The sequence below is a fragment of the Flavobacterium sp. YO64 genome (assembly GCF_004119505.1).
GTDB lineage: Bacteria > Bacteroidota > Bacteroidia > Flavobacteriales > Flavobacteriaceae > Flavobacterium > Flavobacterium oncorhynchi.
Map to the genome: position 1 here is coordinate 200,586 of NZ_NRQV01000005.1, position 20,767 is coordinate 221,352.

Below are 20,767 nucleotides of genomic sequence, written 5' to 3' on the forward strand. Positions count from 1 at the left end.
GGAGAAATAGTCATATAAAACTAAAATGAATTTTTATCTTTGAATAAAATTTTAAAGATGACAACACACTTAGCACTTTTACGCGGAATCAATGTTTCTGGACATAATATGATGAAAATGGATGCTTTGAAAACAATGCTAGAAAATATTGGTTTTCAGAATATTCGAACTTATTTGCAATCAGGAAATGTTTTTGTAGACAGCGAAGAAGATGCTTCGAAAGTTGGTTTTATGATCAAACAAGAAATATTCAAGGTTTTTGGTCATGAAGTTCCAACGATTGTAATTACAAAAGAAGATTTAGAATTATGTTTTAAGAATAGTCCTTTTTTAAAAGAAAAAGATATTGATACTAAAAAACTTTATGTAGCTTTTGTTTCAACGCAATTGAAAAAGGAAAATATAAACGATTTAAAAATCAGCCAGTTTAAACCTGATGAAGCGAGTATTGATGGAAATAGAATTTTTATTAAATACGCTGTTGGTGCTGGAAAAACTCGTTTTGACCAAAAATATATAGAGAAAAAACTTAATGTTACAGCAACAATTAGAAACTGGAATACAGTTACTAATTTATTGGCAATGTATTCTGAAGAGTAAAAGAATCTAATGATGTCACACTGAGCGAAGTCGAAGTGCCGCCACGAATTTCAAGAATTAACACAAATCAATTGGTGAAAATTAGTGAAATTCGCGGCAAAAAAATATTAAGTGGCTTCGACTTCGCTCAGCCTGACAGGCTATTTAGGAATCAAATCGCAATACCAAAATCCAAAATCGAAAGCATCAGAATCACTGGTATCGCAGGCAGTATCTGATGAATCTTCTTTCTCAGGTTTTTCATATTTGCGGTAAACAATTTCTCCTATTTCAAAATCTATTGGCTTCGAAAAAATTGGACCATCAAAGGCAAAAGTGTGAAACTCTCCATTTTCTCCGCAAACATCAACGTTTTCAGGTAAATCGTTTATAAAATCCTGATCTATAATTCGGCCGACAAAACTTTTATCTAAGTAACGCTCGTTTACACAAACCACAATAGTTTTAAATCCCAATGAAATAAATTCTTGGATTAAATCTTTTGTAGGTGTTTTCCAAAGCGGAAAAACGCCTTGAAAATCCATTTTTGCCAATTGATCTTCACGATACTTTCGTAAATCTTCCAAAAAAATATCTCCAAAAACAGAATGTGTAATACCGCTATCTTTTAGTTCTGTCAAAGTTTTAGTCATTACATCTTCATAGACTTCCATAGTAGGCATTTCTGGAATTTGCATGATTTTTAGAGGAAGCCCAATGCTTTTGGCTTGTGCATTCAGCAGTTCAACACGAACGCCGTGCATTGAAATTCGTTGGTATTGTTGATTTACGCTCGTTAGTAAGCAGTCAATTTTGTACTCAGGATCTTGAAGGATTTTGTATAATGCAAGAGCCGAATCTTTTCCGCTGCTCCAATTAAATAAGGCTTTTTTTGGTGTAAACACGTTTTGGAATTTTTGTGCGGTAAACTTACAAATTTGATTCGATTTGTTGATGAAACCTTTGTAACTTTGGAATTTTCGCCTTCAAATTTATTTCAATGAAATATATATTCTTATTATTTACCACTTTCCTTTTTGCGCAGCAAACTAAATTTGTCGATTTTAAATCGGTTAATGCACAATTGACTATTGATAATGCTCAAAAAACAATTGCAGGAAAAGTTGATTACGATTTTAGCGTTTTGCAGTCTGTTGATACGATAAAAATTGACGCTAAAAACATGGAATTCTTTAATGTTCAAATAAACGGTGAAAATGCAATTTTTATAAATACCGGTAAAGAATTACAAATTGTTAGTCATTTTGAAAAAGGAAATAAGCAACTGACATTCAATTATACTGTAAAACCAAAACAAGCATTGTATTTTGTTGAAATTGAAAATGATGATGTTCAAATCTGGACGCAAGGACAGGGAAGATACACCAGTAATTGGTTTCCGAGTTTTGATGATGTTAACGAGAAATTGATTTTTAATTTAGGTATTACTTACAATAATCAGTATCAAGTAATTTCAAACGGTGTTTTAAAAGAAAAAACAAGCAAAGGCGATTTGTTTCACTGGCAATACGAAATGGAGAAACCAATGAGTTCTTATTTATTGATGCTCGCAATTGGTAAATATGATAAAACGGAAATGCTCTCAAAGTCTAGAATTCCGTTAGAGTATTATCTAGAACCAAAAGATAAAAAGCGTTTTGAGCCAACGTATCGTTATTCTAAACGTATTTTTGATTTTTTGGAGAAAGAAATCGGAGTAAAATATCCTTGGAAAATTTATAGACAAATTCCTGTTCGCGATTTTTTATATGCTGGAATGGAAAATACAACTTCAACACTTTTGGCAACTCGCTATGTAGTAGATTCTACTGGTTTTGAAGATCGAAGTTATACTAATGTTGATGCACATGAGCTGGCGCATCATTGGTTTGGAGATTTAATTACAGCCGAAAGCAGTAAGCATCATTGGCTTCAAGAAGGTTTTGCAACTTATTTTGCTGCTTTGGCAGAAAGAGAAATTTATGGAGACGATTTCTTCTATTCTAAATTATACAATACGGCGCAGCAAATAAAATTTGCCTCACGAACAGATTCTATTCCAGTTTTAAATGCAAAAGCAAGTTCACTTACTTTTTATGAAAAAGGAGCTTGGGCATTGTTTGTACTGCATGAATCAATTGGAGATAAAGCTTTTAAAAAAGCAATAAAAAGCTATTTGAAAAAGTTTGCTTATCAAACCGTAACAACTCAAAATTTCTTTGACGAAATAAAAAAAGTATCTGATTTTGATCTTGATAAATTTCAAAGAACCTGGTTAGAATCAACTGTTTTTGATACGCCGACAGCAAATGTTTTACTTAGTAAAAATAAAGCGATTCAAACTCGCTTAGAAATTGATAAACTTAAAAAAACGCCATTCTCTGAGAAAGAAGATTTTTTAAGGAAAACTTTAGAATCTAATGTTTACGAATCTGTAAAAGAAGCAATTGTAGATCAATTAGAAAACGAAAAATATGAAGCAAAGAAAACGCTTTTACAAACGGCATTAAAAACAAATAATACTCAAGTCAGACAAGCCGTTGCAAGTTCATTGGCTAAGATTCCAGAAGATTTTAGAGTTGAATATGAAACTCTACTTGATGACAAATCCTATCAAACACAAGAAGCAGCTCTGTTTTATTTGTGGAAAAATTTTCCAAATCATAGACAAGATTATTTGAATAAATCTAAAAACTGGATTGGGTTTAACGACTTTAATCTTCGAACATTATGGCTTTCGCTGGCTTTATCAACACCAGATTACAGCACAAATTCAGAAGAATTAATAAATGAACTAATTGCTTTTTCATCAACTAAATACGAAGCTCCTACACGTCAGAATGCGCTTGAAAAACTGATTGCATTTAAAATTATTAACGATCAGGTTTTAACCAATTTAGTAAATGCAACAACGCATCATATGTGGCAGTTTTCAAAATTTGGAAGAGATTCCATTAGGATTTTATTAAAAAATTCAGAAATGCGTGCTTCGTTTAATAGAATTTTACCTAATTTAAACCCCGATGAACAATTTCAATTGAATCGTTTGCTGAAAGAGTAGAATAGAAAATAGAAGCAAGAAGAGAGATACAAGAAATTAGCGATTAAAAGAAGTTTTTATTCTTGCTTCTATTTTCTTTTAAAAAAAATCAAAAAACAAACCTACATTAAATTTTATGAAAGCATTAGTTATTTCTGGCGGTGGAAGTAAAGGCGCATTTGCCGGCGGAGTTGCACAATATTTGATTGAAGAAAAAAGAAATGAATATGATTTGTTTATCGGAACATCTACAGGAAGTCTTCTAATTCCGCATTTAGCACTTGGTCATATTAAAAAAATCCATTCCGTTTATACCAATGTCACCATGACAAGTATTTTTAATATTTGTCCGTTTGTAGTTAAAGTAAAAGAAGGAATAGATATTGTTACTATTAATCACTTCAATGTTTTACGTCAATTCTTTAAAGGAAAAAGAACTTTTGGCGAAAGTAAAGGTTTAAGGAAGTATATTCAGAATAATTTCTCGTTATCCGATTTTAATAAGTTGAAAAAACTAGATACCGATGTTATTGTAACGGTAACCAATTTTACTAAAAACGAATCGGAGTACAAATCGGTTAAAGACTGCAGCTACGAAGAGTTTTGCGAATGGTCATGGATTTCTAGTAATTATGTTCCGTTTATGAGTTTGGTTACTAAAAACAATTCGGAATATGGCGATGGAGGATTTTCAAGTTTAGTTCCCATTCGTGAGGCAATTAATCGCGGCGCAACCGAAATTGATGTTATTATTCTAGAAACCGAAGTTAATACAACAAAAACGGTAATTGGTAAAAACCCATTTTCATTGATGATTGATTTGTTTCGAATTGCCTTAGATCAGGTCGAAAAACACGATATCGCAATAGGAAAGCTAATGGCAAACAATAAAGATGTGAAGCTAAATTTATATTACACACCAACTAAACTGACAGATAATGCTTTGATTTTTAATAAAGAAGTGATGAAAGAATGGTGGGAACAAGGCTATGAATATGCTCAGAATAAATCTGAGGTTATGAGTGATAATAGGTGATTTTTAGAATTTAGATAAAATATGATAATATCCTTTGATCTTGACGATACTTTAATTGCAAAAAATAAATTTGAATTAGAAAGAAAAAAAATATTTCAGAAACTTTTCAAAATTGAAAGAGTAAGAAAAGGAACAATAACGCTGTTTAAAGAACTAAAAAAACGAAAACATAAAATTTATATTTACACAACTTCTTTTAGAAGTGAACTAAGAATTAGGTCAATGTTTTATTCTTATGGTATTTCTGTTGACTATATTATAAATCAACAGAAACATCAAAGAAAAATTAAAAAGTTAGGTTTTCAGTGCTCTAAATTTCCACCAATGTTTGGTATTGATATTCATGTCGATGATTTATTAGGAGTTAAATTAGAGGGAGAAAAATTTGGATTTCAAACTATTATAATTTCAGAAACAGATCAGAATTGGATTCAACTAATTTTAGAAGCAATTTAAAATCCTATTTTTTTTACCAAAGTTCAGCAACCTCATTTTTAATATATCCCAAAGCCGCATTACTTGGAGATTGTTTTTCAAGTAAGTCATTTAAAATTACTTCACGCAATTTATCAGCATTTTCTACTTTATCGCTCATTGCAGCTTTACGAATCATTTGGATTGTAGCATTTTTGGCTGTAGTGATAATTGTCCAACATTCGTCAGACATATAAATTTGTTGCGTTAAATTATGTTCAAATTCTTGTTCAATTTGATCAATTACGTAATTTTCATAATCATGTTTATCGTTTGAAATTGGAGAAATTCTAATTAATAATTTCGTCAAATTAATACGTTCCAAAAACAAAGTCATACGCTCGTAGGCTTGTAAACGTATTGGCAGAGATTGTTTTTGATATTCTCGATTTAATAAAAAAGCACGCTTTTTATCGTTATTTTTAATGTGCAGTTCAAAAAAACGGTATGCAACAAATCCAGTTACAATTGCAGGTAACGTATAACTGGCTAATTCTATAATTTTTGTAAAATCCATTTGGGTAATTTTTTTAGCAAAAATATACTTTTTGAGTAAAAATCTAGTTTAAATTTATCGCAATAAACAAAATGTAAACTTTACTTTTGCATCCAGATTCTCAAAATCTACCGAAAATATACTTTTAATGGATTTATACATAATACTTTTTCTTTGTTTAGCTGCATTCGCAGCAGGATTTATCGATGCTATTGTGGGCGGCGGCGGATTAATTCAAACTCCAATGGGCTTAATTTTATTGCCAAATCTTCCAGTTTCAACAGTTATTGGGAGTTTAAAAATTCCGGCTTTTACAGGAACCGCTTTTGCCGCATTTCAATATTTAAAAAAAGTAGTAATTCAGTGGAAATTACTCTTGATTATGATGTGTTTGGCTGTTCCTTCGGCATTTTTGGGATCTACAATATTAACTATGGTCAGCAATGATTTTATGAAACCGCTTTTACTTGTTGTTTTATCATTGCTGTTTGTATATACGTATGCCAAGAAAAACTTTGGTCAGCATGCTGCGAAAGATCATTCAGAAACAACCCAAATAATTTATGCTGTTGTAATTAGTACAATTGTTGGCTTTTATGACGGTTTTATTGGTCCTGGAACCGGAAGCTTTTTTGTGGTAGCTTTTATTGCACTTTTGGGTTTTGACTTTTTACACGCTTCTGCAAATGCTAAAATGGTGAATCTGGCGACAAATTTTGGTTCGATTTGTTTATTTATGATCAAAGGAAAAATCATTTGGGCAATCGCAATTCCAATGGCAATTAGTAACGGATTAGGCGGATGGCTAGGTGCAAAATTGGCTATTAATAAAGGAAATGGTTTTATTAGAATTTTCTTTTTGGTTGTTGTGGTTGGAACGTTGATTCGTTTTGCTTACGACGTTTTCTTCAAATAGTTTTTTAAACCATATCAGTGATATAAGTAATTATAAGCTTTATTTTTAATATGTTTTTAAAAATTACAGTCTATAATAAGTATTTTCAATGTTATGCTTAGTAATAGAATTAAATGAACTTATATTACTTACAGGGTTCAAAATATTTAAAGAAAGCCAATTGTTTGATTTCGGCCCTGATAGAGACGATATCCTCTTATCCCGATGGCTATCGGGAGGAGAGATAAAGCCGAAAGCAGGAAATCATATTTAATAAAATGCCTATTCTTCGGCTTCAAAAAAACTTAGAACCTTAGCGTCTTAGTATCTTAGGAACTTTCTCTTTAAATTCTTATTTTTGCATCATATGGAGAAAAATTTCATGCAAAAGTACATTGATCAACTCAATGAAGCGCAACGACAACCCGTTCTGAAAAAAGACGGGCCAATGATTATTATTGCAGGTGCAGGTTCGGGGAAAACCCGTGTTTTAACAATTAGAATTGCTTATTTGATGGCTCAAGGTATTGATGCCTTCAATATTTTATCGCTGACTTTTACTAATAAAGCGGCTCGTGAAATGAAGCACAGGATTTCAGATATTGTAGGAGCATCTGAAGCCAAAAACCTTTGGATGGGAACTTTTCACTCCATTTTTGCTCGTATCCTGCGTTCAGAATCAGATCATTTGGGTTATCCATCAAATTTTACTATTTACGATTCGCAGGATTCTGCCAGATTAATTTCTTCAATTATTAAAGAAATGCAGCTGGATCGTGACGTTTATAAACCAAAACAAATTTTAGGTCGAATTTCAAGTTATAAAAACAGCTTGATTACGGTAAAAGCCTATTTCAACAATCCAGAATTGGTTGAAGCCGATGCAATGGCAAAAAGACCAAGATTAGGAGATATTTATCAGCAATATGTAGAGCGTTGTTTCAAAGCTGGTGCAATGGATTTTGATGATTTATTATTGAAAACCAATGAATTATTAACTCGTTTTCCAGAGGTTTTGGCTAAATATCAAAACCGTTTTCGCTATATTCTGGTTGATGAGTACCAAGATACCAATCACTCGCAGTATTTGATTGTAAGAGCTTTATCGGATAAATTTCAGAATATTTGTGTGGTTGGAGATGATGCACAGAGTATCTATGCATTCCGTGGAGCAAATATTAACAATATTCTGAATTTTCAGAAAGATTACGAGGGTGTTATCATGTTTCGTTTAGAGCAAAATTACCGATCAACTCGTAATATTGTTGAAGCTGCAAATACGGTAATGGAGCATAATAAAACGAAACTTGATAAAGTAGTTTGGACAGCAAATGATTTTGGACCAAAGATTAAAGTCCACAGAAGTTTGACTGATGCCGAAGAAGGTCGTTTTGTCGCAAGCACAATTTTTGAACAAAAAATGCAAAATCAACTTCATAATGGTTCTTTTGCAATTTTGTATCGTACCAATGCACAATCGCGTGCAATGGAAGATGCGCTAAGAAAACGTGATATTCCGTATAGAATTTATGGAGGATTGTCGTTCTATCAACGTAAGGAAATAAAAGATGTTTTGTGTTATTTGCGTTTAGTAATTAATCCAAAAGATGAAGAAGCCTTAATTCGTGTTATCAATTATCCTGCTCGTGGAATTGGAGATACAACTGTAGAAAAACTAACTATTGCAGCCAATCATTACAAACGCTCGATTTGGGAAGTAATGGTTAATATTGATAAAATTGACTTAAAACTGAATGCTGGAACGAAGAATAAACTGAAGGATTTTGTAACAATGATTCAAAGTTTTCAGGTTATTGATCAAAATCAGGATGCGTTTTATATAACGGACCATGTTGCGAAAAAAACGGGTCTGGTTCAGGAATTGAAAAAAGATGCTACTCCAGAAGGAATGGCAAAAATTCAGAATATTGAAGAACTTTTAAACGGTATTAAAGATTTTACTGAAGGGCAAAAAGAAATTGACGGCGCAAGAGGTGCTTTGGCTGAATTTATGGAAGATGTTGCGCTGGCAACAGATTTAGATAAAGATACTAATGATGATGATCGTGTAGCATTGATGACAATTCACTTAGCAAAAGGACTTGAGTTTCCTCATGTTTTTGTTGTAGGTATGGAAGAAGATTTGTTTCCAAGTGCGATGAGTATGAGTACTAGGAGCGAATTAGAAGAGGAACGTCGATTATTTTACGTAGCTTTAACACGTGCAGAACATCAAGCTTATTTAACGTATGCGCAATCTCGTTATCGCTGGGGGAAATTGACAGATAGTGAGCCTTCTCGTTTTATTGAAGAAATCGACGGACAATTTCTGGAGTATTTAACTCCTGCCGAAACTAATTATCGTTATAAGTCACCTATCGACGGGGATATTTTTGGAGATGTTGATAAATCGAAATTGAGATTGGCAAAACCAATAGGAGGTACACCGCCAAAACATGTTACAGATAATAATCCGAAACCAGATTTAAATATTCGTAAACTAAAACCTGTTGCTGGAAATGCACCCGTAAGTTCAAGTGCTAATTTGTTTGATAATAAATTGACGGTTGGAAATGTAGTAATGCACGAACGTTTTGGAAAAGGCGAAGTGGTTAATCTTGAGGGTGTTGGTGCTGATAAAAAAGCAGAAATTAAATTTGAAGTAGGAGGTATTAAAAAGCTTTTGCTGAGATTTGCTAAATTAGATGTGGTGGGATAAATATATGTTTTAAGTTTCAGGTTTAAAGTTTCAAGTTTTGGAGCGTAAACTTGAAACTTGAAATAAAAAAACTTGAAACAAAAATATTATGGCAGAATTTATAAAAATATACCCAGATAAACCTAGTGAAGCTGCGATTGCAAAGGTTGTAAAAGTGCTTCAGAATGGAGGTTTGGTAATTTATCCAACAGATACTGTTTATGGTTTAGGTTGTGATATTACCAATTCACGTGCTTTAGAAAAAATTGCAAAAATTAAAGGTGTTAAATTAGAGAAAGCAAATTTTTCATTTATCTGTCATGATTTAAGTAATTTATCAGATTATGTACGTCAAATTAATACGTCTACTTTTAAAATACTAAAAAGGGCTTTACCAGGACCTTATACATTTATTTTGCCAGGGAATAATAATTTGCCTAAAGAATTTAAAAAGAAAACTACTGTTGGTATCCGTGTTCCTGATAATAATATTATTTTAGAAATTGTTCGTCAGTTAGGGAATCCTGTGGTTTCAACTTCTATTCGAGATGAAGATGATGTAATTGAGTATACTACTGATCCTGAGTTAATTTTTGAAAAATGGCAAAACATTGTAGACTTGGTAATTGATGGTGGTTATGGAGATAATGTAGGTTCAACTATTATTGACTTATCAGAACATGAGCCGGTTATTGTAAGAGAAGGAAAAGGAGATATCGATATTTTGTAAGAGTAATTTATTGATTCTTTAGGTTATTGTAAAATTTTGTGGTTAATTAGCTTGTAATTTAACTAAACCATTTCTGTTTTATGAAAAATCTTTGTTTGCTTTTCTTTTTATTTTTTACTGTTACTCTGTTTTCGCAAAACATTCTGAAAGGAAAAATTTCTAACAAGGACAATGTTCCGCTCGATGGTGTTAATATTTATTTAGACGGAACGACTATTTCTACTATTTCTGATGCTAACGGAAATTTTGCCATAAAATACGAACCTAATGCAAATAATATTGTTGTGATAAGTTCTATGGGGTATCAAACTGAATATCTTACAGGTTTAGATGTCTCGAAGCCGTTGAATGTTGTTATGACAGTTTCAAAAAACGAACTCAAAGAAGTTGTTATTACTAAAAATGAATTGTTTACAAGAGCACAAAAATTAAAATTATTCAGAGAGTATTTTTTAGGAAAAACAGCAAATGGAAAATCATCAATAATACAAAATGAAGGTGATCTTCAGTTTAAATATGATAAGGATAATTTAGTTTTTACTGCCACTTCAAATAAACCTTTGATTATTGTAAATGCATTTTTAGGCTATAAAATAGATTTTGAGTTGGTTGTGTTTGAAATTGCATTTAATAAATTGAGTATAAACTCTAAAGATGTCATAAAGAATTTTTATGGCGGAGTAAGTAAATTTGAAGAAATTGATAACTCGGCTGCAACTTTAGAACGAAGAGAGAAGACATTTCAAGGATCGCAAATTCAGTTTTTTAGAAACTTTGCTAAAAAAGATTGGGGAATCAAAAAGTTTATTTTATTGAATGATGATCAGAGTGTCGATCCACTTAAAAGATTTAAAATCATTGAAGAGGAAGATTATGTAAAAGTAGAAATACTTCCGCAGCCAAAAGGCGAAGTTAAAAACGATAATTTAAAAGATGTTGTAGCTTCTTATAATATTGCTTACAATAGACATGAAGAATCTAAAATTACTTTTCAAACAGATAGTTTTTATATTTATAAATACGGAAATAACTCTAATATCGAAAGTATACTATTTTCAGGAAAAATCTCTGAGAAAAAAGTGGGAGATATGCTGCCTTTAAATTATGGTATAAAATAAGTTTTATTTTTTTATTATCTTGTGCGACGAAATGCCAAGATGGTGTATTTGTAAAAAAAAACTTAAATAGTATAAAAGTTTGAAATAAATAACTAACTTTAATAAAGTTATAATTTAGTTAGTTAATTTAAAAATAATGCTATTCTTGATTTATATTTAATTGGTTATTAAAAAAATTAGGGATACATAAAAGCAGGTCAATTGACCTGCTTTTTCTGTATAATAAAGTATGTTACTTTAAATTATTTTGCTTGTTTTTTCATTTCTTTTTCAATCATGTCATAGAACTGATCGATTTTTGGCATAACAACAATACGAGTTCTTCTGTTACGAGCTCTGTCATCTGGAGTATCATTAGATACTAAAGGAATATAAGAACTTCTACCAGCAGCAATTAATTTTGCAGGGTTAACACCAAGATCGTTTGTTAATACACGTACAATAGAAGTTGAACGTTTAACACTTAAATCCCAGTTGTCTAGCAAAATTCCGTTGCTTTTGTATGGTACATTGTCAGTGTGACCTTCAACCATACATTCAAAATCAGGTTTGTCGTTTACTACTTTTGCAACTTTAGCCAAAACAGTTTTTGCTTTGTCAGTTACGTCGTAGCTTCCGCTTTTAAATAACAATTTGTCAGCGATAGAAATAAATACAACTCCTTTTTCTACATTAATTTCGATATCTGGATCATTGATTCCAACAGCACCTTTCAAGCTTGTAACTAAAGCTAAAGTTACACTGTCTTTTTTAGTAAGTGCGTCTTGAAGTCTAGAGATTTTTAAGTCTTTTTCTTTCAAGCTTTCTAAAGATTTTTCAAGGTTTTCAGCTCCTTTAGTAGTTAAAACAGTTAAGTCTTTAGAAGTACTGATTAAGTCTTGATTGTGTTGTTTATAGCTTTCAGCTGTAGCTGCTAATGCTGCTTTTTCTTCTAGGCAAGAATTTAACTTAACAGTACAAGAGTTTAATAAGTCTTGAGTTTCTTTGTTCTTAGCTTCTAATGCTGCGTATTGCTTTTTCGATACACACGAAGTTAAGGCCATTAATACTGATAGTGCGATAACTATTTTTCTCATAGGTATTATATTTAATTAAACGTTGATTACAAATTTAGTTTTTAATATTTTGATTACTGTTAAAGATTTCTTTAAAAACCAGTAATTTCTTTATGTAATACAAGTAAACGATACTTTTTACGGTATAGTATTGTTGTATTTGAAAATCCTTGCGGTGTTTTAGATACTTTAAAGATATGCAATAAAATGAAAAATGCGCTTTTACAATGGCGAAAGTATGTTTAAACTTACCTTGTGTAAGAAAACGGATACCTGCAATTCCGTCTAAAACCATTCTAAAGAAAATCACGAAAAATAATCCTTTTTTAGGCAGGTTTTTAACCAGCATTAATAGTGAATTTCTAAAATTCAAGAAAGTTTTCTTCGGATTTCCTTGTTGTAATGTAGCTCCGCCAACGTGATACACTACTGATTTTGAATTATACTTTATTATATGTCCTTCATTTGCGGCGCGCCAGCATAAGTCGATTTCTTCTTGATGAGCGAAAAAAGTTTCATCAAAACCGCCTAATTCATGATATACTTTCTTTCTAATAAAAAAGCAAGCGCCTGAAGCCCAGAATAATTCACAATTGTCATCGTATTGACCATTGTCTTTTTCTATGGTGTCAAAAATCCTTCCTCTGCAAAAAGGAAAACCATATTTATCAATAAAACCTCCAGCTGCTCCTGCATATTCAAAGTATTCTTTATTCTTGAAATCAAGAATTTTAGGCTGAATTATGGCTGTTTGTTTTTCTTTTTCAAAAGTCTCAATAATAGGCTGGAGCCAATTTTCGGTTACTTCAATATCAGAATTTACTAATGCATAAATTTCTGCATCTATATGCTGAAGTGCATCGTTGTAACCCTTTGCAAAACCATGGTTGCCATTATTTTGTACAATCTGTATTGTTGGGAAATTTTTCTTTACGAAATCAATAGAATCATCCGTCGAAGCATTATCTGCTACATATATAGTGGCCTCTTCTGAATACTGTAAAACAGACGGTAAAAATTGTTCTAACAATTTTACTCCGTTCCAGTTTAAAATGACAACAGCTATTTTATCCAAAAGTAATTTTTATTTATTTTAATATTATTTTATTCGCCGTAATTTGGCAGGCCTCTTAAAAACTGATATTTTTCATTTTCGAAATCCATTTGACAATAAAAATGACTCAGTCCGTTTGTTACATTCAAAAACCGTGCCTGCATTGTCATATTGTAACGTGCAATTTGATCAAAAGTTGTTTGTGATATCTTAACCTCTGGAGCTTTGCACTCTACTAATATATGTATAGTTCCGTCTGAATTAAAAACGACTACATCATATCTTTTTCGCAAACCATTGACTGTTAAAACTTTCTCTACATTTATAAGTGATTTTGGATATTTTTTCTCGTTCATTAAATAATGAACTACATGCTGACGAACCCATTCTTCTGGAGTAAGAATGATAAATTTTTTCCTGATTTCATCAAAAATAGACACTTTATTTTCGCTATTTTTGAATCGGAAAGTATAAGAAGGGAAATTTAGCTTTAACATAAAGCAAAAATATAAAATAGTTTCAGGTTTCAAATTTAAAGTTTCAAGTTATTGAGACGGGAAATTTGAAACCTGAAACTTGAAACAAAAAATATTGAATGGACGAAGTTATAAAAATTGTTAATGATATCAAGGCAGGGAATATAAAACCTATTTACTTTTTAATGGGTGAAGAACCTTATTATATAGATAAGCTGTCTGAATATATAGAACAAAATGTACTGGCTGAAGAAGAGAGAGGATTTAATCAAACTGTTTTATACGGAAGAGATGTTTCTGTAGAAGATATTGTTTCAACGGCCAAGCGCTATCCTATGATGGCTGATCGTCAGGTTGTTATTGTAAAAGAAGCACAAGATTTATCAAGAACAATTGACAAAATAGAATCGTATGTTAATAATCCGATGGAAACTACGGTTTTGGTTTTTTGTTATAAATACAAAACTCTTGATAAGCGAAAAAAAGTGACTAAACTCTTAGCTCAAAACGGAATTGTTTTTGAAAGTAAAAAATTATACGAAAATCAAGTTGGAGATTGGATAAAGCGCATCCTTGCAGGAAAAAAATACACTATTGATCCAAAAGCAAATGCAATGCTTGTTGAGTTTTTAGGAACCGATTTGAGTAAAATCAATAATGAGTTAGAAAAACTGCAGATTATTTTGCCGCAAGGAACTATGATTACGCCACAGCATATTGAAGAGAATATTGGTTTTAGTAAAGATTATAATGTTTTTGAACTTCGAAAAGCAATTGGAGAACGTAATCAGTTAAAAGCCTATAAAATTGCCGAAAATTTTGCGCACAATCCAAAAGAATATCCATTAGTTATGACCACAGGATTGGTTTTTGGATTTTTCATTCAGCTTTTAAAATACCACGGACTTAAAGATAAAAATCCTAAAAATGTTGCTGCGGCGATTGGTGTAAATCCTTATTTTTTAAAGGAATATGACTTAGCTGTAAAAAATTATCCAATGCGAAAAGTAAGTCAAATTGTTGGTGCATTACGTGATATTGATGTAAAAAGTAAAGGGGTTGGAGCGAATGCTTTACCACAGTCAGATTTGTTAAAAGAAATGCTGTATAAAATATTTAATTAAGCCGTTAAAAATCACGATATTTGCCTTTCTAAAAAAAAATACTACTTAAAATAATAATTACACAATTATGGGAATGAATAAAAATACCGTTTTAGGATGGGCTACTTTTATAATGGTACTTATGGGATTGTTGCTTATAGGTCTTGGAGCTTTTAGATACAGAGATGTTTCTGGCTGGGGATTTGCTGCAGCAGGTGTTGGTTTTTTTGCTAATGCTTGGGTTTTTAATGCATTAAAAGGCAGAGTTTAAGAGTATTTGCAATATAATTGCTGTTTAAAATCATAGAAAATAAATAATTAAAAATAAATAGAATGTCAGACGATAAGAAAGTAATTTTCTCAATGCAAAAATTGAGTAAAACCTATCAAGGAGCAGACAAACCGGTACTTAAAAACATTTATTTGAGTTTCTTTTACGGAGCTAAAATTGGTATTTTAGGACTTAACGGTTCTGGAAAATCTTCTCTTTTAAAAATTATTGCAGGAGTTGATAAAAACTATCAAGGAGATGTAGTTTTTCAGCCTGGTTATACAGTAGGTTATTTAGAGCAAGAGCCAATTCTTGATGACTCTAAAACGGTTATCGAAATTGTTCGTGAAGGAGCTGCAGAAACTATGGCTGTTTTAGAAGAATATAATCAAATTAATGATTTATTTGGTCTTGAAGAGAACTACTCAGATCCAGATAAAATGGATAAATTGATGGATCGTCAGGCAGCTTTACAAGATAAAATTGATGCTCTTGGTGCTTGGGAAATCGATACCAAATTAGAAATCGCAATGGATGCGTTACGTACACCAGAAGGTGATACACCAATTAAAAACCTTTCTGGAGGTGAGCGTCGTCGTGTAGCTTTATGTCGTTTGTTGTTGCAGCAGCCAGATGTATTGCTTTTAGATGAGCCTACCAACCACCTTGATGCTGAATCTGTACTTTGGTTAGAGCAGCATTTAGCACAATATTCAGGAACTGTTATTGCGGTAACGCACGACCGTTATTTTCTTGATAATGTTGCTGGTTGGATTCTTGAGTTGGATAGAGGAGAAGGTATTCCATGGAAAGGAAATTATTCTTCTTGGTTAGATCAAAAATCAAACCGTATGGCTCAAGAAGAAAAAGTAGCTTCAAAACGTAGAAAAACATTAGAGCGTGAGTTAGAATGGGTTCGTCAAGGTGCAAAAGGACGTCAAACCAAACAAAAAGCACGTTTACAGAATTACGATAAATTATTAAATGAAGACCAAAAACAATTGGATGAAAACTTGGAAATCTACATTCCAAATGGTCCGCGTTTAGGTACAAATGTTATCGAAGCAAAGAATGTTGCTAAAGCTTTTGGAGATAAATTATTATACGATAATTTGAACTTTACTTTACCGCAAGCTGGTATTGTTGGAATTATTGGACCTAACGGTGCTGGTAAATCGACTATTTTCAAAATGATTATGGGAGAACAAGCTACAGACAGCGGAGAATTTTCAGTTGGAGATACTGTAAAAATCGCTTACGTAGATCAATCTCACTCAAACATCGATCCGAATAAATCTATTTGGGAGAACTTTGCTGATGGTCAGGAATTGATTATGACGGGAGGAAAACAAGTAAATTCAAGAGCTTATTTATCTCGTTTCAACTTCGGAGGTGGTGAGCAAAACAAAAAAGTATCAATGTTATCAGGTGGTGAGCGTAACCGTTTGCACTTAGCAATGACTTTGAAAGAAGAAGGAAACGTACTTTTACTGGATGAGCCAACGAATGATTTGGATGTAAATACACTTCGTGCACTTGAAGAAGGTTTAGAGAATTTTGCTGGTTGTGCGGTAATTATTTCTCACGACAGATGGTTCTTGGATAGAATTTGTACACACATTTTAGCTTTTGAAGGAGATTCAGAAGTTTATTTCTTCGAAGGAAGTTTCTCTGATTATGAAGAAAACAAAAAGAAACGTCTTGGTGGTGATTTAACTCCAAAACGTTTAAAATACAGAAAATTAATTAGATAATAATTAATTTTAAGAATGTAAAAAGCCTCAAGTTCAATTGAATTTGAGGCTTTTTTAATGTCTAATTTTTATAAGTAAGCTATCTGTCTAAATGACCAATCTGTGATGGCAGTTCAAATATTTCAAGATCAAAATAAATAACTGAAGCCATAATGTGGTCAAAAATATCAGACATAATATACTCGTAGTTTGCCCAGCGTTTATCACTCGAAAACGCATAGATTTCTAATGGCACGCCATGAGCACTAGATTGCAATTGTCTACACATAATATGCATGTCCTTATTCAACCCTGGATGCGTTACAAGATATTGCATAATATATTTTCTAAACAATCCTAAGTTGGTCATATTACGACCGTTAAGGGCAAGAGATTTATCTATTTCTCGAAGATCATTATACTTCTCAATTTCAGCTTGTCTTGTTTCGATATAAGAACTTATCAGCTGTACTTTTTTCATATGATTCAGATCATCGTTATTCAAAAAGCGAATACTGCTGCTTTTTATCAAAACGTGTCTTTTTATACGTCTTCCGTCAGATTTTTGCATTCCGCGCCAGTTCTGAAAAGAATCAGAACTCAAAGCATACGTTGGAATAGTTGTTATCGTATTGTCAAAATTTCGAACTTTTACAGTTGTCAAATTAATTTCGATAACATCACCATCGGCACCAAATTTGTCCATTGTAATCCAGTCACCAATACGAACCATGTCGTTAATAGCAACCTGAACACTTGAAACAAATCCTAAAATTGTATCTCTAAAAATTAAAATAATAATTGCCGAAAGTGTTCCTAGAATAGTCAGTAATTCGCCTTTCTTAATTCCGAATAAAGTCGAAATAATCATAGCAACACCAAAAATCCAAAGTATGATCATAATAACCTGAACAAAACTGTCAATTGGTTTGTCGCTGTATTCTGGTTTTTGCTTTAAATAATCACGAAGCGCATTAAAAATAGTTCTGATGATCCATAAACTAATCAAAACAATATAAATTCCGACTATTTTTCCAAACATTAATTCCCAGTACTCATATTTGTCTAGAATAATTGGAACAGCTTTATAAATAAAGAAAAACGGAATTAAATAGGCGGTGTATTTGGTTGTTTTATTATGAATTAAATAATCATCAAATTTTGTTTTTGTACGCTGTGCAAAAACAGCAGTTAAAGTAACCAGAACAAATTTTGCGGCATAATAAATGGCGTAAGCCAAAGCTATCAGAACGACAATATTAAAAATCAGGCTGATGTACGACGCAACATTGCGGTTCATCCCCCAATCTCTAAAAAGCGGATATAAAAAATTAAATATTTTATCCAAAAATTTATGCATTACTTTCTAAATACTTTTTCTCAATATAGAATGTTCCAAATGGAATTAATGATGCAACAAGAATAATTAAAAAGGTTTTAAAATCCCAATTTTGAGATTTTCTCAATAATACTGCTAATATAATATAACCAATAAATAAAACACCGTGCGTCATTCCTAACGGGCGTAATAAAGTATGATATAGTTCTGGGTTGTTAGTTTTAATAAAAAGCATATTAGCAAACAATACTAAATAAGAGATTCCCTCTAAAATCGCAGTAACTTTAAAAATCTTGAGCATATATCTGTTTTTTTGAAATTATAGCAGCAAAATTAAGGATTCTGGTTGGTTTTTGGGTTATGTATCAATAAAGTAATTTACTTTTACAATCTTAAACTTTGATAATGAGCAAGCGTGATTTAAAAAAATATTTAACCGAATTGAGTAAAGAACAACTTGAGGAGCAGCTTATGGAGCTTTATGAAAAATTCAGTCCCGTAAAAGTGTATTATGATTTTGTTTTTAACCCAAAGGAAGACAAACTTTTACAAGAATCTAAGGTTAAGATTTCGCAAGAATATTTTCCTATAAAAAAGGCAGGTACAAAACGGTATCCAAAAGCAAAAATGCGTCGTTCTGTAGCTCAAAAAATCATCAAACATTTTATCATGCTGGGAGTAGATCCATTTATTACAGCTGATATAATGTTGTATAATATCGAAATTGCACAAACTTATTCTTCTCAAAATTTTATAAAGCAAGAATTGTTTTACAAAAGCATGTTAAATTCATTTGAACAAGCAGTTAACTTTATAATTTCAAATGGAATTTTAGCAGAATTTAAAACAAGAATTGAAGGAATAAATGAAATAGTTTTAGAACAAAAATGGAGAAATAAGTACGATTTTGAAGCTATTTTAGACAAATTAAGCCTCTAAAATGCATTCCCATAAAAAATCTTATTTATAAAAAAACATTTATTTTAGGTTAAAATAAGATGAATAACTGTTTTTTCGGTGTATTTTTGCAAAAATCCAAAAATAAACAATGTCTCAAAACACTTTAGAAATAGAAAGAGAAGAGAAAAAAGAACTTTATGCATACCAAAAAGGCGATATCGATGCCATTTTTGAACGTCTAGATAATGCTCCTTCAAAACATCATTTATTATATCAATTGCCTACTGGCGGTGGAAAAACTGTGATTTTTTCTGAAATCGTTCGTCGCTATTTATCTAATAATGATAAAAAAGTAGTGGTACTAACACACCGTATTGAACTTTGTAAACAAACTTCAAAAATGTTGAAAGGTTTTGGTGTAAGCAATAAAATCATTAACAGTAAAGTAAAAGAACTTCCTGACCAAAACGATTTTTCATGTTTTGTGGCGATGGTCGAAACTTTAAAAAACCGTATCAACGATGAAAAACTGCATCTTGATAATATTGGTTTGGTTATTATTGACGAAGCGCATTACAACTCATTTAGAAAATTATTAAACTCATTTAAAAACGCTTTTATTCTTGGAGTAACTGCAACACCTTTGAGTTCGAATATAAAATTACCAATGCATCAAAGTTATGATGAACTTATTGTAGGTGATACAATTGGTTCATTGATTGATCAAGGATTTTTGGCTAGAGCAACAACTTATAGTTATGATGTTGGTTTAACTTCGCTTAAAGTTGGTATAAATGGTGATTATACCGTAAAATCATCTGATGATTTATATACTAATACTTTAATGCAGGAGAAGTTACTGCATGCTTACACTGAACGCTCTTTAGGTAAAAAAACGTTGATTTTTAATAACGGTATCCATACTTCTTTATATGTATATGAAACTTTTAGAGAAGCAGGGTATGATATTAGACATTTAGACAACACAAGCAGTTCTGAGGAACGTAAAGATATTTTGCAGTGGTTCAAGAAAACTCCAGATGCAATTTTAACTTCGGTTGGAATTTTGACAACTGGATTTGATGAACCTACAGTTGAAACTATTATTCTAAACAGAGCAACAAAATCATTAACTTTATACTATCAGATGATTGGTCGTGGTTCTCGTAAATTACCTGGTAAAGATGAATTTACGGTTATTGATTTAGGTAACAATGCAGCTCGTTTTGGATTATGGAGCGAACCAGTAAACTGGCAGCACATTTTTAAATCTCCAGAATTTTATCTTGAAAATCTAAGAGACGATACTGAGATCGAAATGTTTTTTAAATACACCATGCCTCCCGAGTTAAGAGCAAAATTCAGCAAAACTGCCGAAGTTACTTTTGATGTAGATGAAGAGCATAAATTGGCAATAAAACAAAACTTACGTTCTAAAATTGTATTAGACAAATCGTTAGATCAGCATGCAGCAATGTGCGTCGATAATACAGAAACACTTCAAGAAGCAAAATCATTATCTAAAGAATTAGATGACGATATTGAGTGTCGTATTAAGCGTTATGCAAAATGTTTAAGTCAATGCAGTAAAAACTACCGCGAGTGGCTTCTTGATGATTACAAGCAAAGATTGACCTTATTAGTAGGTAAAAAATATCGTGAAAAAATCATGAACGAACCAGATTGATAATTTTAGGTTCTATTTGTTTCAGGTTTCATGTTTCAAGTTATTGAAATCTAAACAAAATAATGATCTTAAAAGGAGAAATC

At 31.7% G+C, this 20,767-nt stretch carries 20 protein-coding genes; 13 read left to right on the forward strand and 7 right to left on the reverse strand.

The genetic code is table 11. The annotated features are described in order from the left end of the window. Positions 1-57: 57 nt before the first annotated feature. Entirely contained in the window at positions 58-600 is a 543-nt protein-coding gene (locus BOW57_RS05600) for a DUF1697 domain-containing protein (RefSeq protein WP_129053321.1), read from the forward strand. Between the two features lie 140 nt (positions 601-740). Here the strand turns inward: BOW57_RS05600 and BOW57_RS05605 are convergent, their stop codons facing one another. Beyond that, positions 741-1,484: a diphthine--ammonia ligase gene (locus BOW57_RS05605; RefSeq protein ID WP_129053322.1), complete on the reverse strand. Its 744-nt coding sequence runs from the start codon at positions 1,482-1,484 to the stop codon at positions 741-743. 95 nt (positions 1,485-1,579) lie between these two features. Between BOW57_RS05605 and BOW57_RS05610 the strand changes: the two genes are divergently transcribed. From BOW57_RS05610 to BOW57_RS05620, 3 genes are all read left to right on the forward strand, one after another. After that, positions 1,580-3,640 (forward strand): M1 family aminopeptidase, encoded by a 2,061-nt coding sequence (locus BOW57_RS05610; RefSeq protein ID WP_129053323.1) that lies wholly within the window; start codon positions 1,580-1,582, stop codon positions 3,638-3,640. A 115-nt stretch (positions 3,641-3,755) separates the two neighbouring features. Then, complete coding sequence (locus BOW57_RS05615; protein WP_089055661.1) at positions 3,756-4,655, forward strand: patatin family protein; 900 nt, start codon at positions 3,756-3,758, stop codon at positions 4,653-4,655. Positions 4,656-4,676: 21 nt separating this feature from the next. After that, complete coding sequence (locus BOW57_RS05620) at positions 4,677-5,111, forward strand: hypothetical protein (RefSeq protein ID WP_129053324.1); 435 nt, start codon at positions 4,677-4,679, stop codon at positions 5,109-5,111. A 13-nt stretch (positions 5,112-5,124) separates the two neighbouring features. On the opposite strand, the gene BOW57_RS05625 is transcribed toward BOW57_RS05620, so the two are convergent. Next, on the reverse strand, positions 5,125-5,646 hold the full coding sequence (locus BOW57_RS05625; RefSeq protein WP_089055663.1) for a hypothetical protein: 522 nt from the start codon (positions 5,644-5,646) through the stop codon (positions 5,125-5,127). A gap of 127 nt (positions 5,647-5,773) precedes the next feature. Here BOW57_RS05625 and BOW57_RS05630 point away from each other — a divergent pair, with 127 nt between their 5' ends. The 4 genes from BOW57_RS05630 (at position 5,774) to BOW57_RS05645 (ending at position 11,066) form a co-directional block, all read left to right on the forward strand. Then, entirely contained in the window at positions 5,774-6,541 is a 768-nt protein-coding gene (locus BOW57_RS05630; RefSeq protein ID WP_129053325.1) for a TSUP family transporter, read from the forward strand. A 361-nt stretch (positions 6,542-6,902) separates the two neighbouring features. After that, positions 6,903-9,239 (forward strand): ATP-dependent helicase, encoded by a 2,337-nt coding sequence (locus BOW57_RS05635; protein ID WP_129053326.1) that lies wholly within the window; start codon positions 6,903-6,905, stop codon positions 9,237-9,239. Between the two features lie 88 nt (positions 9,240-9,327). Next, positions 9,328-9,948, forward strand: coding sequence for an L-threonylcarbamoyladenylate synthase (locus BOW57_RS05640; RefSeq protein WP_089055666.1), 621 nt, complete (start codon positions 9,328-9,330; stop codon positions 9,946-9,948). Positions 9,949-10,028: 80 nt separating this feature from the next. Further along, positions 10,029-11,066, forward strand: coding sequence for a carboxypeptidase-like regulatory domain-containing protein (locus BOW57_RS05645; protein ID WP_129053327.1), 1,038 nt, complete (start codon positions 10,029-10,031; stop codon positions 11,064-11,066). A gap of 242 nt (positions 11,067-11,308) precedes the next feature. Here BOW57_RS05645 and BOW57_RS05650 read toward each other — a convergent pair whose 3' ends face one another. The 3 genes from BOW57_RS05650 to BOW57_RS05660 are packed head-to-tail and all read right to left on the reverse strand — an operon-like array spanning position 11,309 to position 13,672. Continuing rightward, entirely contained in the window at positions 11,309-12,142 is an 834-nt protein-coding gene (locus tag BOW57_RS05650) for a flagellar motor protein MotB (RefSeq protein ID WP_129022476.1), read from the reverse strand. Between the two features lie 34 nt (positions 12,143-12,176). Continuing rightward, positions 12,177-13,196, reverse strand: a complete 1,020-nt coding sequence (locus BOW57_RS05655; protein ID WP_129053328.1) for a glycosyltransferase family 2 protein — start codon at positions 13,194-13,196, stop codon at positions 12,177-12,179. 29 nt (positions 13,197-13,225) lie between these two features. Then, positions 13,226-13,672 (reverse strand): type I restriction enzyme HsdR N-terminal domain-containing protein, encoded by a 447-nt coding sequence (locus BOW57_RS05660; RefSeq protein ID WP_089055670.1) that lies wholly within the window; start codon positions 13,670-13,672, stop codon positions 13,226-13,228. Between the two features lie 98 nt (positions 13,673-13,770). On the opposite strand from BOW57_RS05660, the gene holA reads away from it, so the two are divergent. The 3 genes from holA (at position 13,771) to ettA (ending at position 16,779) form a co-directional block, all read left to right on the forward strand. Beyond that, positions 13,771-14,775 carry a DNA polymerase III subunit delta gene (holA, locus tag BOW57_RS05665; RefSeq protein WP_089057835.1) on the forward strand — a complete coding sequence of 335 codons (1,005 nt, stop codon included), beginning with the start codon at positions 13,771-13,773 and terminating at the stop codon, positions 14,773-14,775. Positions 14,776-14,842: 67 nt separating this feature from the next. Next, positions 14,843-15,025: a CAL67264 family membrane protein gene (locus BOW57_RS05670; protein WP_071637907.1), complete on the forward strand. Its 183-nt coding sequence runs from the start codon at positions 14,843-14,845 to the stop codon at positions 15,023-15,025. Between the two features lie 62 nt (positions 15,026-15,087). Beyond that, positions 15,088-16,779 (forward strand): energy-dependent translational throttle protein EttA, encoded by a 1,692-nt coding sequence (gene ettA / locus BOW57_RS05675; RefSeq protein WP_129053329.1) that lies wholly within the window; start codon positions 15,088-15,090, stop codon positions 16,777-16,779. Positions 16,780-16,858: 79 nt separating this feature from the next. On the opposite strand, the gene BOW57_RS05680 is transcribed toward ettA, so the two are convergent. Together BOW57_RS05680 and BOW57_RS05685 are read right to left on the reverse strand one after the other, a co-directional pair. Then, complete coding sequence (locus BOW57_RS05680) at positions 16,859-18,118, reverse strand: mechanosensitive ion channel family protein (RefSeq protein WP_129053330.1); 1,260 nt, start codon at positions 18,116-18,118, stop codon at positions 16,859-16,861. Further along, complete coding sequence (locus BOW57_RS05685) at positions 18,111-18,398, reverse strand: DUF3817 domain-containing protein (RefSeq protein ID WP_089055674.1); 288 nt, start codon at positions 18,396-18,398, stop codon at positions 18,111-18,113. Before BOW57_RS05685 ends, BOW57_RS05680 begins: the two co-directional genes overlap by 8 nt. A 104-nt stretch (positions 18,399-18,502) precedes the next feature. On the opposite strand from BOW57_RS05685, the gene BOW57_RS05690 reads away from it, so the two are divergent. Further along, positions 18,503-19,036, forward strand: coding sequence for a DUF6155 family protein (locus tag BOW57_RS05690; RefSeq protein WP_129053331.1), 534 nt, complete (start codon positions 18,503-18,505; stop codon positions 19,034-19,036). A 109-nt stretch (positions 19,037-19,145) separates the two neighbouring features. Next, the gene (locus tag BOW57_RS05695; protein WP_089055676.1) at positions 19,146-20,684 is read left to right on the forward strand and encodes a DEAD/DEAH box helicase; all 1,539 of its coding nucleotides are present in this window, start codon (positions 19,146-19,148) and stop codon (positions 20,682-20,684) included. Positions 20,685-20,767: the final 83 nt, after the last annotated feature.

Coding starts and splice junctions, on each gene's coding strand:
- BOW57_RS05620 (WP_129053324.1), top strand. CDS start 4,677: ATGATAATATCCTTTGATCTTGACGATACTTTAATTGCAAAAAATAAA.
- BOW57_RS05615 (WP_089055661.1), top strand. CDS start 3,756: ATGAAAGCATTAGTTATTTCTGGCGGTGGAAGTAAAGGCGCATTTGCC.
- BOW57_RS05660 (WP_089055670.1), bottom strand. CDS start 13,672: ATGTTAAAGCTAAATTTCCCTTCTTATACTTTCCGATTCAAAAATAGC.
- BOW57_RS05600 (WP_129053321.1), top strand. CDS start 58: ATGACAACACACTTAGCACTTTTACGCGGAATCAATGTTTCTGGACAT.
- BOW57_RS05610 (WP_129053323.1), top strand. CDS start 1,580: ATGAAATATATATTCTTATTATTTACCACTTTCCTTTTTGCGCAGCAA.
- BOW57_RS05670 (WP_071637907.1), top strand. CDS start 14,843: ATGGGAATGAATAAAAATACCGTTTTAGGATGGGCTACTTTTATAATG.
- BOW57_RS05630 (WP_129053325.1), top strand. CDS start 5,774: ATGGATTTATACATAATACTTTTTCTTTGTTTAGCTGCATTCGCAGCA.
- BOW57_RS05690 (WP_129053331.1), top strand. CDS start 18,503: ATGAGCAAGCGTGATTTAAAAAAATATTTAACCGAATTGAGTAAAGAA.
- BOW57_RS05640 (WP_089055666.1), top strand. CDS start 9,328: ATGGCAGAATTTATAAAAATATACCCAGATAAACCTAGTGAAGCTGCG.
- ettA (WP_129053329.1), top strand. CDS start 15,088: ATGTCAGACGATAAGAAAGTAATTTTCTCAATGCAAAAATTGAGTAAA.
- BOW57_RS05680 (WP_129053330.1), bottom strand. CDS start 18,118: ATGCATAAATTTTTGGATAAAATATTTAATTTTTTATATCCGCTTTTT.
- BOW57_RS05685 (WP_089055674.1), bottom strand. CDS start 18,398: ATGCTCAAGATTTTTAAAGTTACTGCGATTTTAGAGGGAATCTCTTAT.
- BOW57_RS05650 (WP_129022476.1), bottom strand. CDS start 12,142: ATGAGAAAAATAGTTATCGCACTATCAGTATTAATGGCCTTAACTTCG.
- BOW57_RS05645 (WP_129053327.1), top strand. CDS start 10,029: ATGAAAAATCTTTGTTTGCTTTTCTTTTTATTTTTTACTGTTACTCTG.
- BOW57_RS05695 (WP_089055676.1), top strand. CDS start 19,146: ATGTCTCAAAACACTTTAGAAATAGAAAGAGAAGAGAAAAAAGAACTT.
- BOW57_RS05625 (WP_089055663.1), bottom strand. CDS start 5,646: ATGGATTTTACAAAAATTATAGAATTAGCCAGTTATACGTTACCTGCA.
- BOW57_RS05635 (WP_129053326.1), top strand. CDS start 6,903: ATGCAAAAGTACATTGATCAACTCAATGAAGCGCAACGACAACCCGTT.
- holA (WP_089057835.1), top strand. CDS start 13,771: ATGGACGAAGTTATAAAAATTGTTAATGATATCAAGGCAGGGAATATA.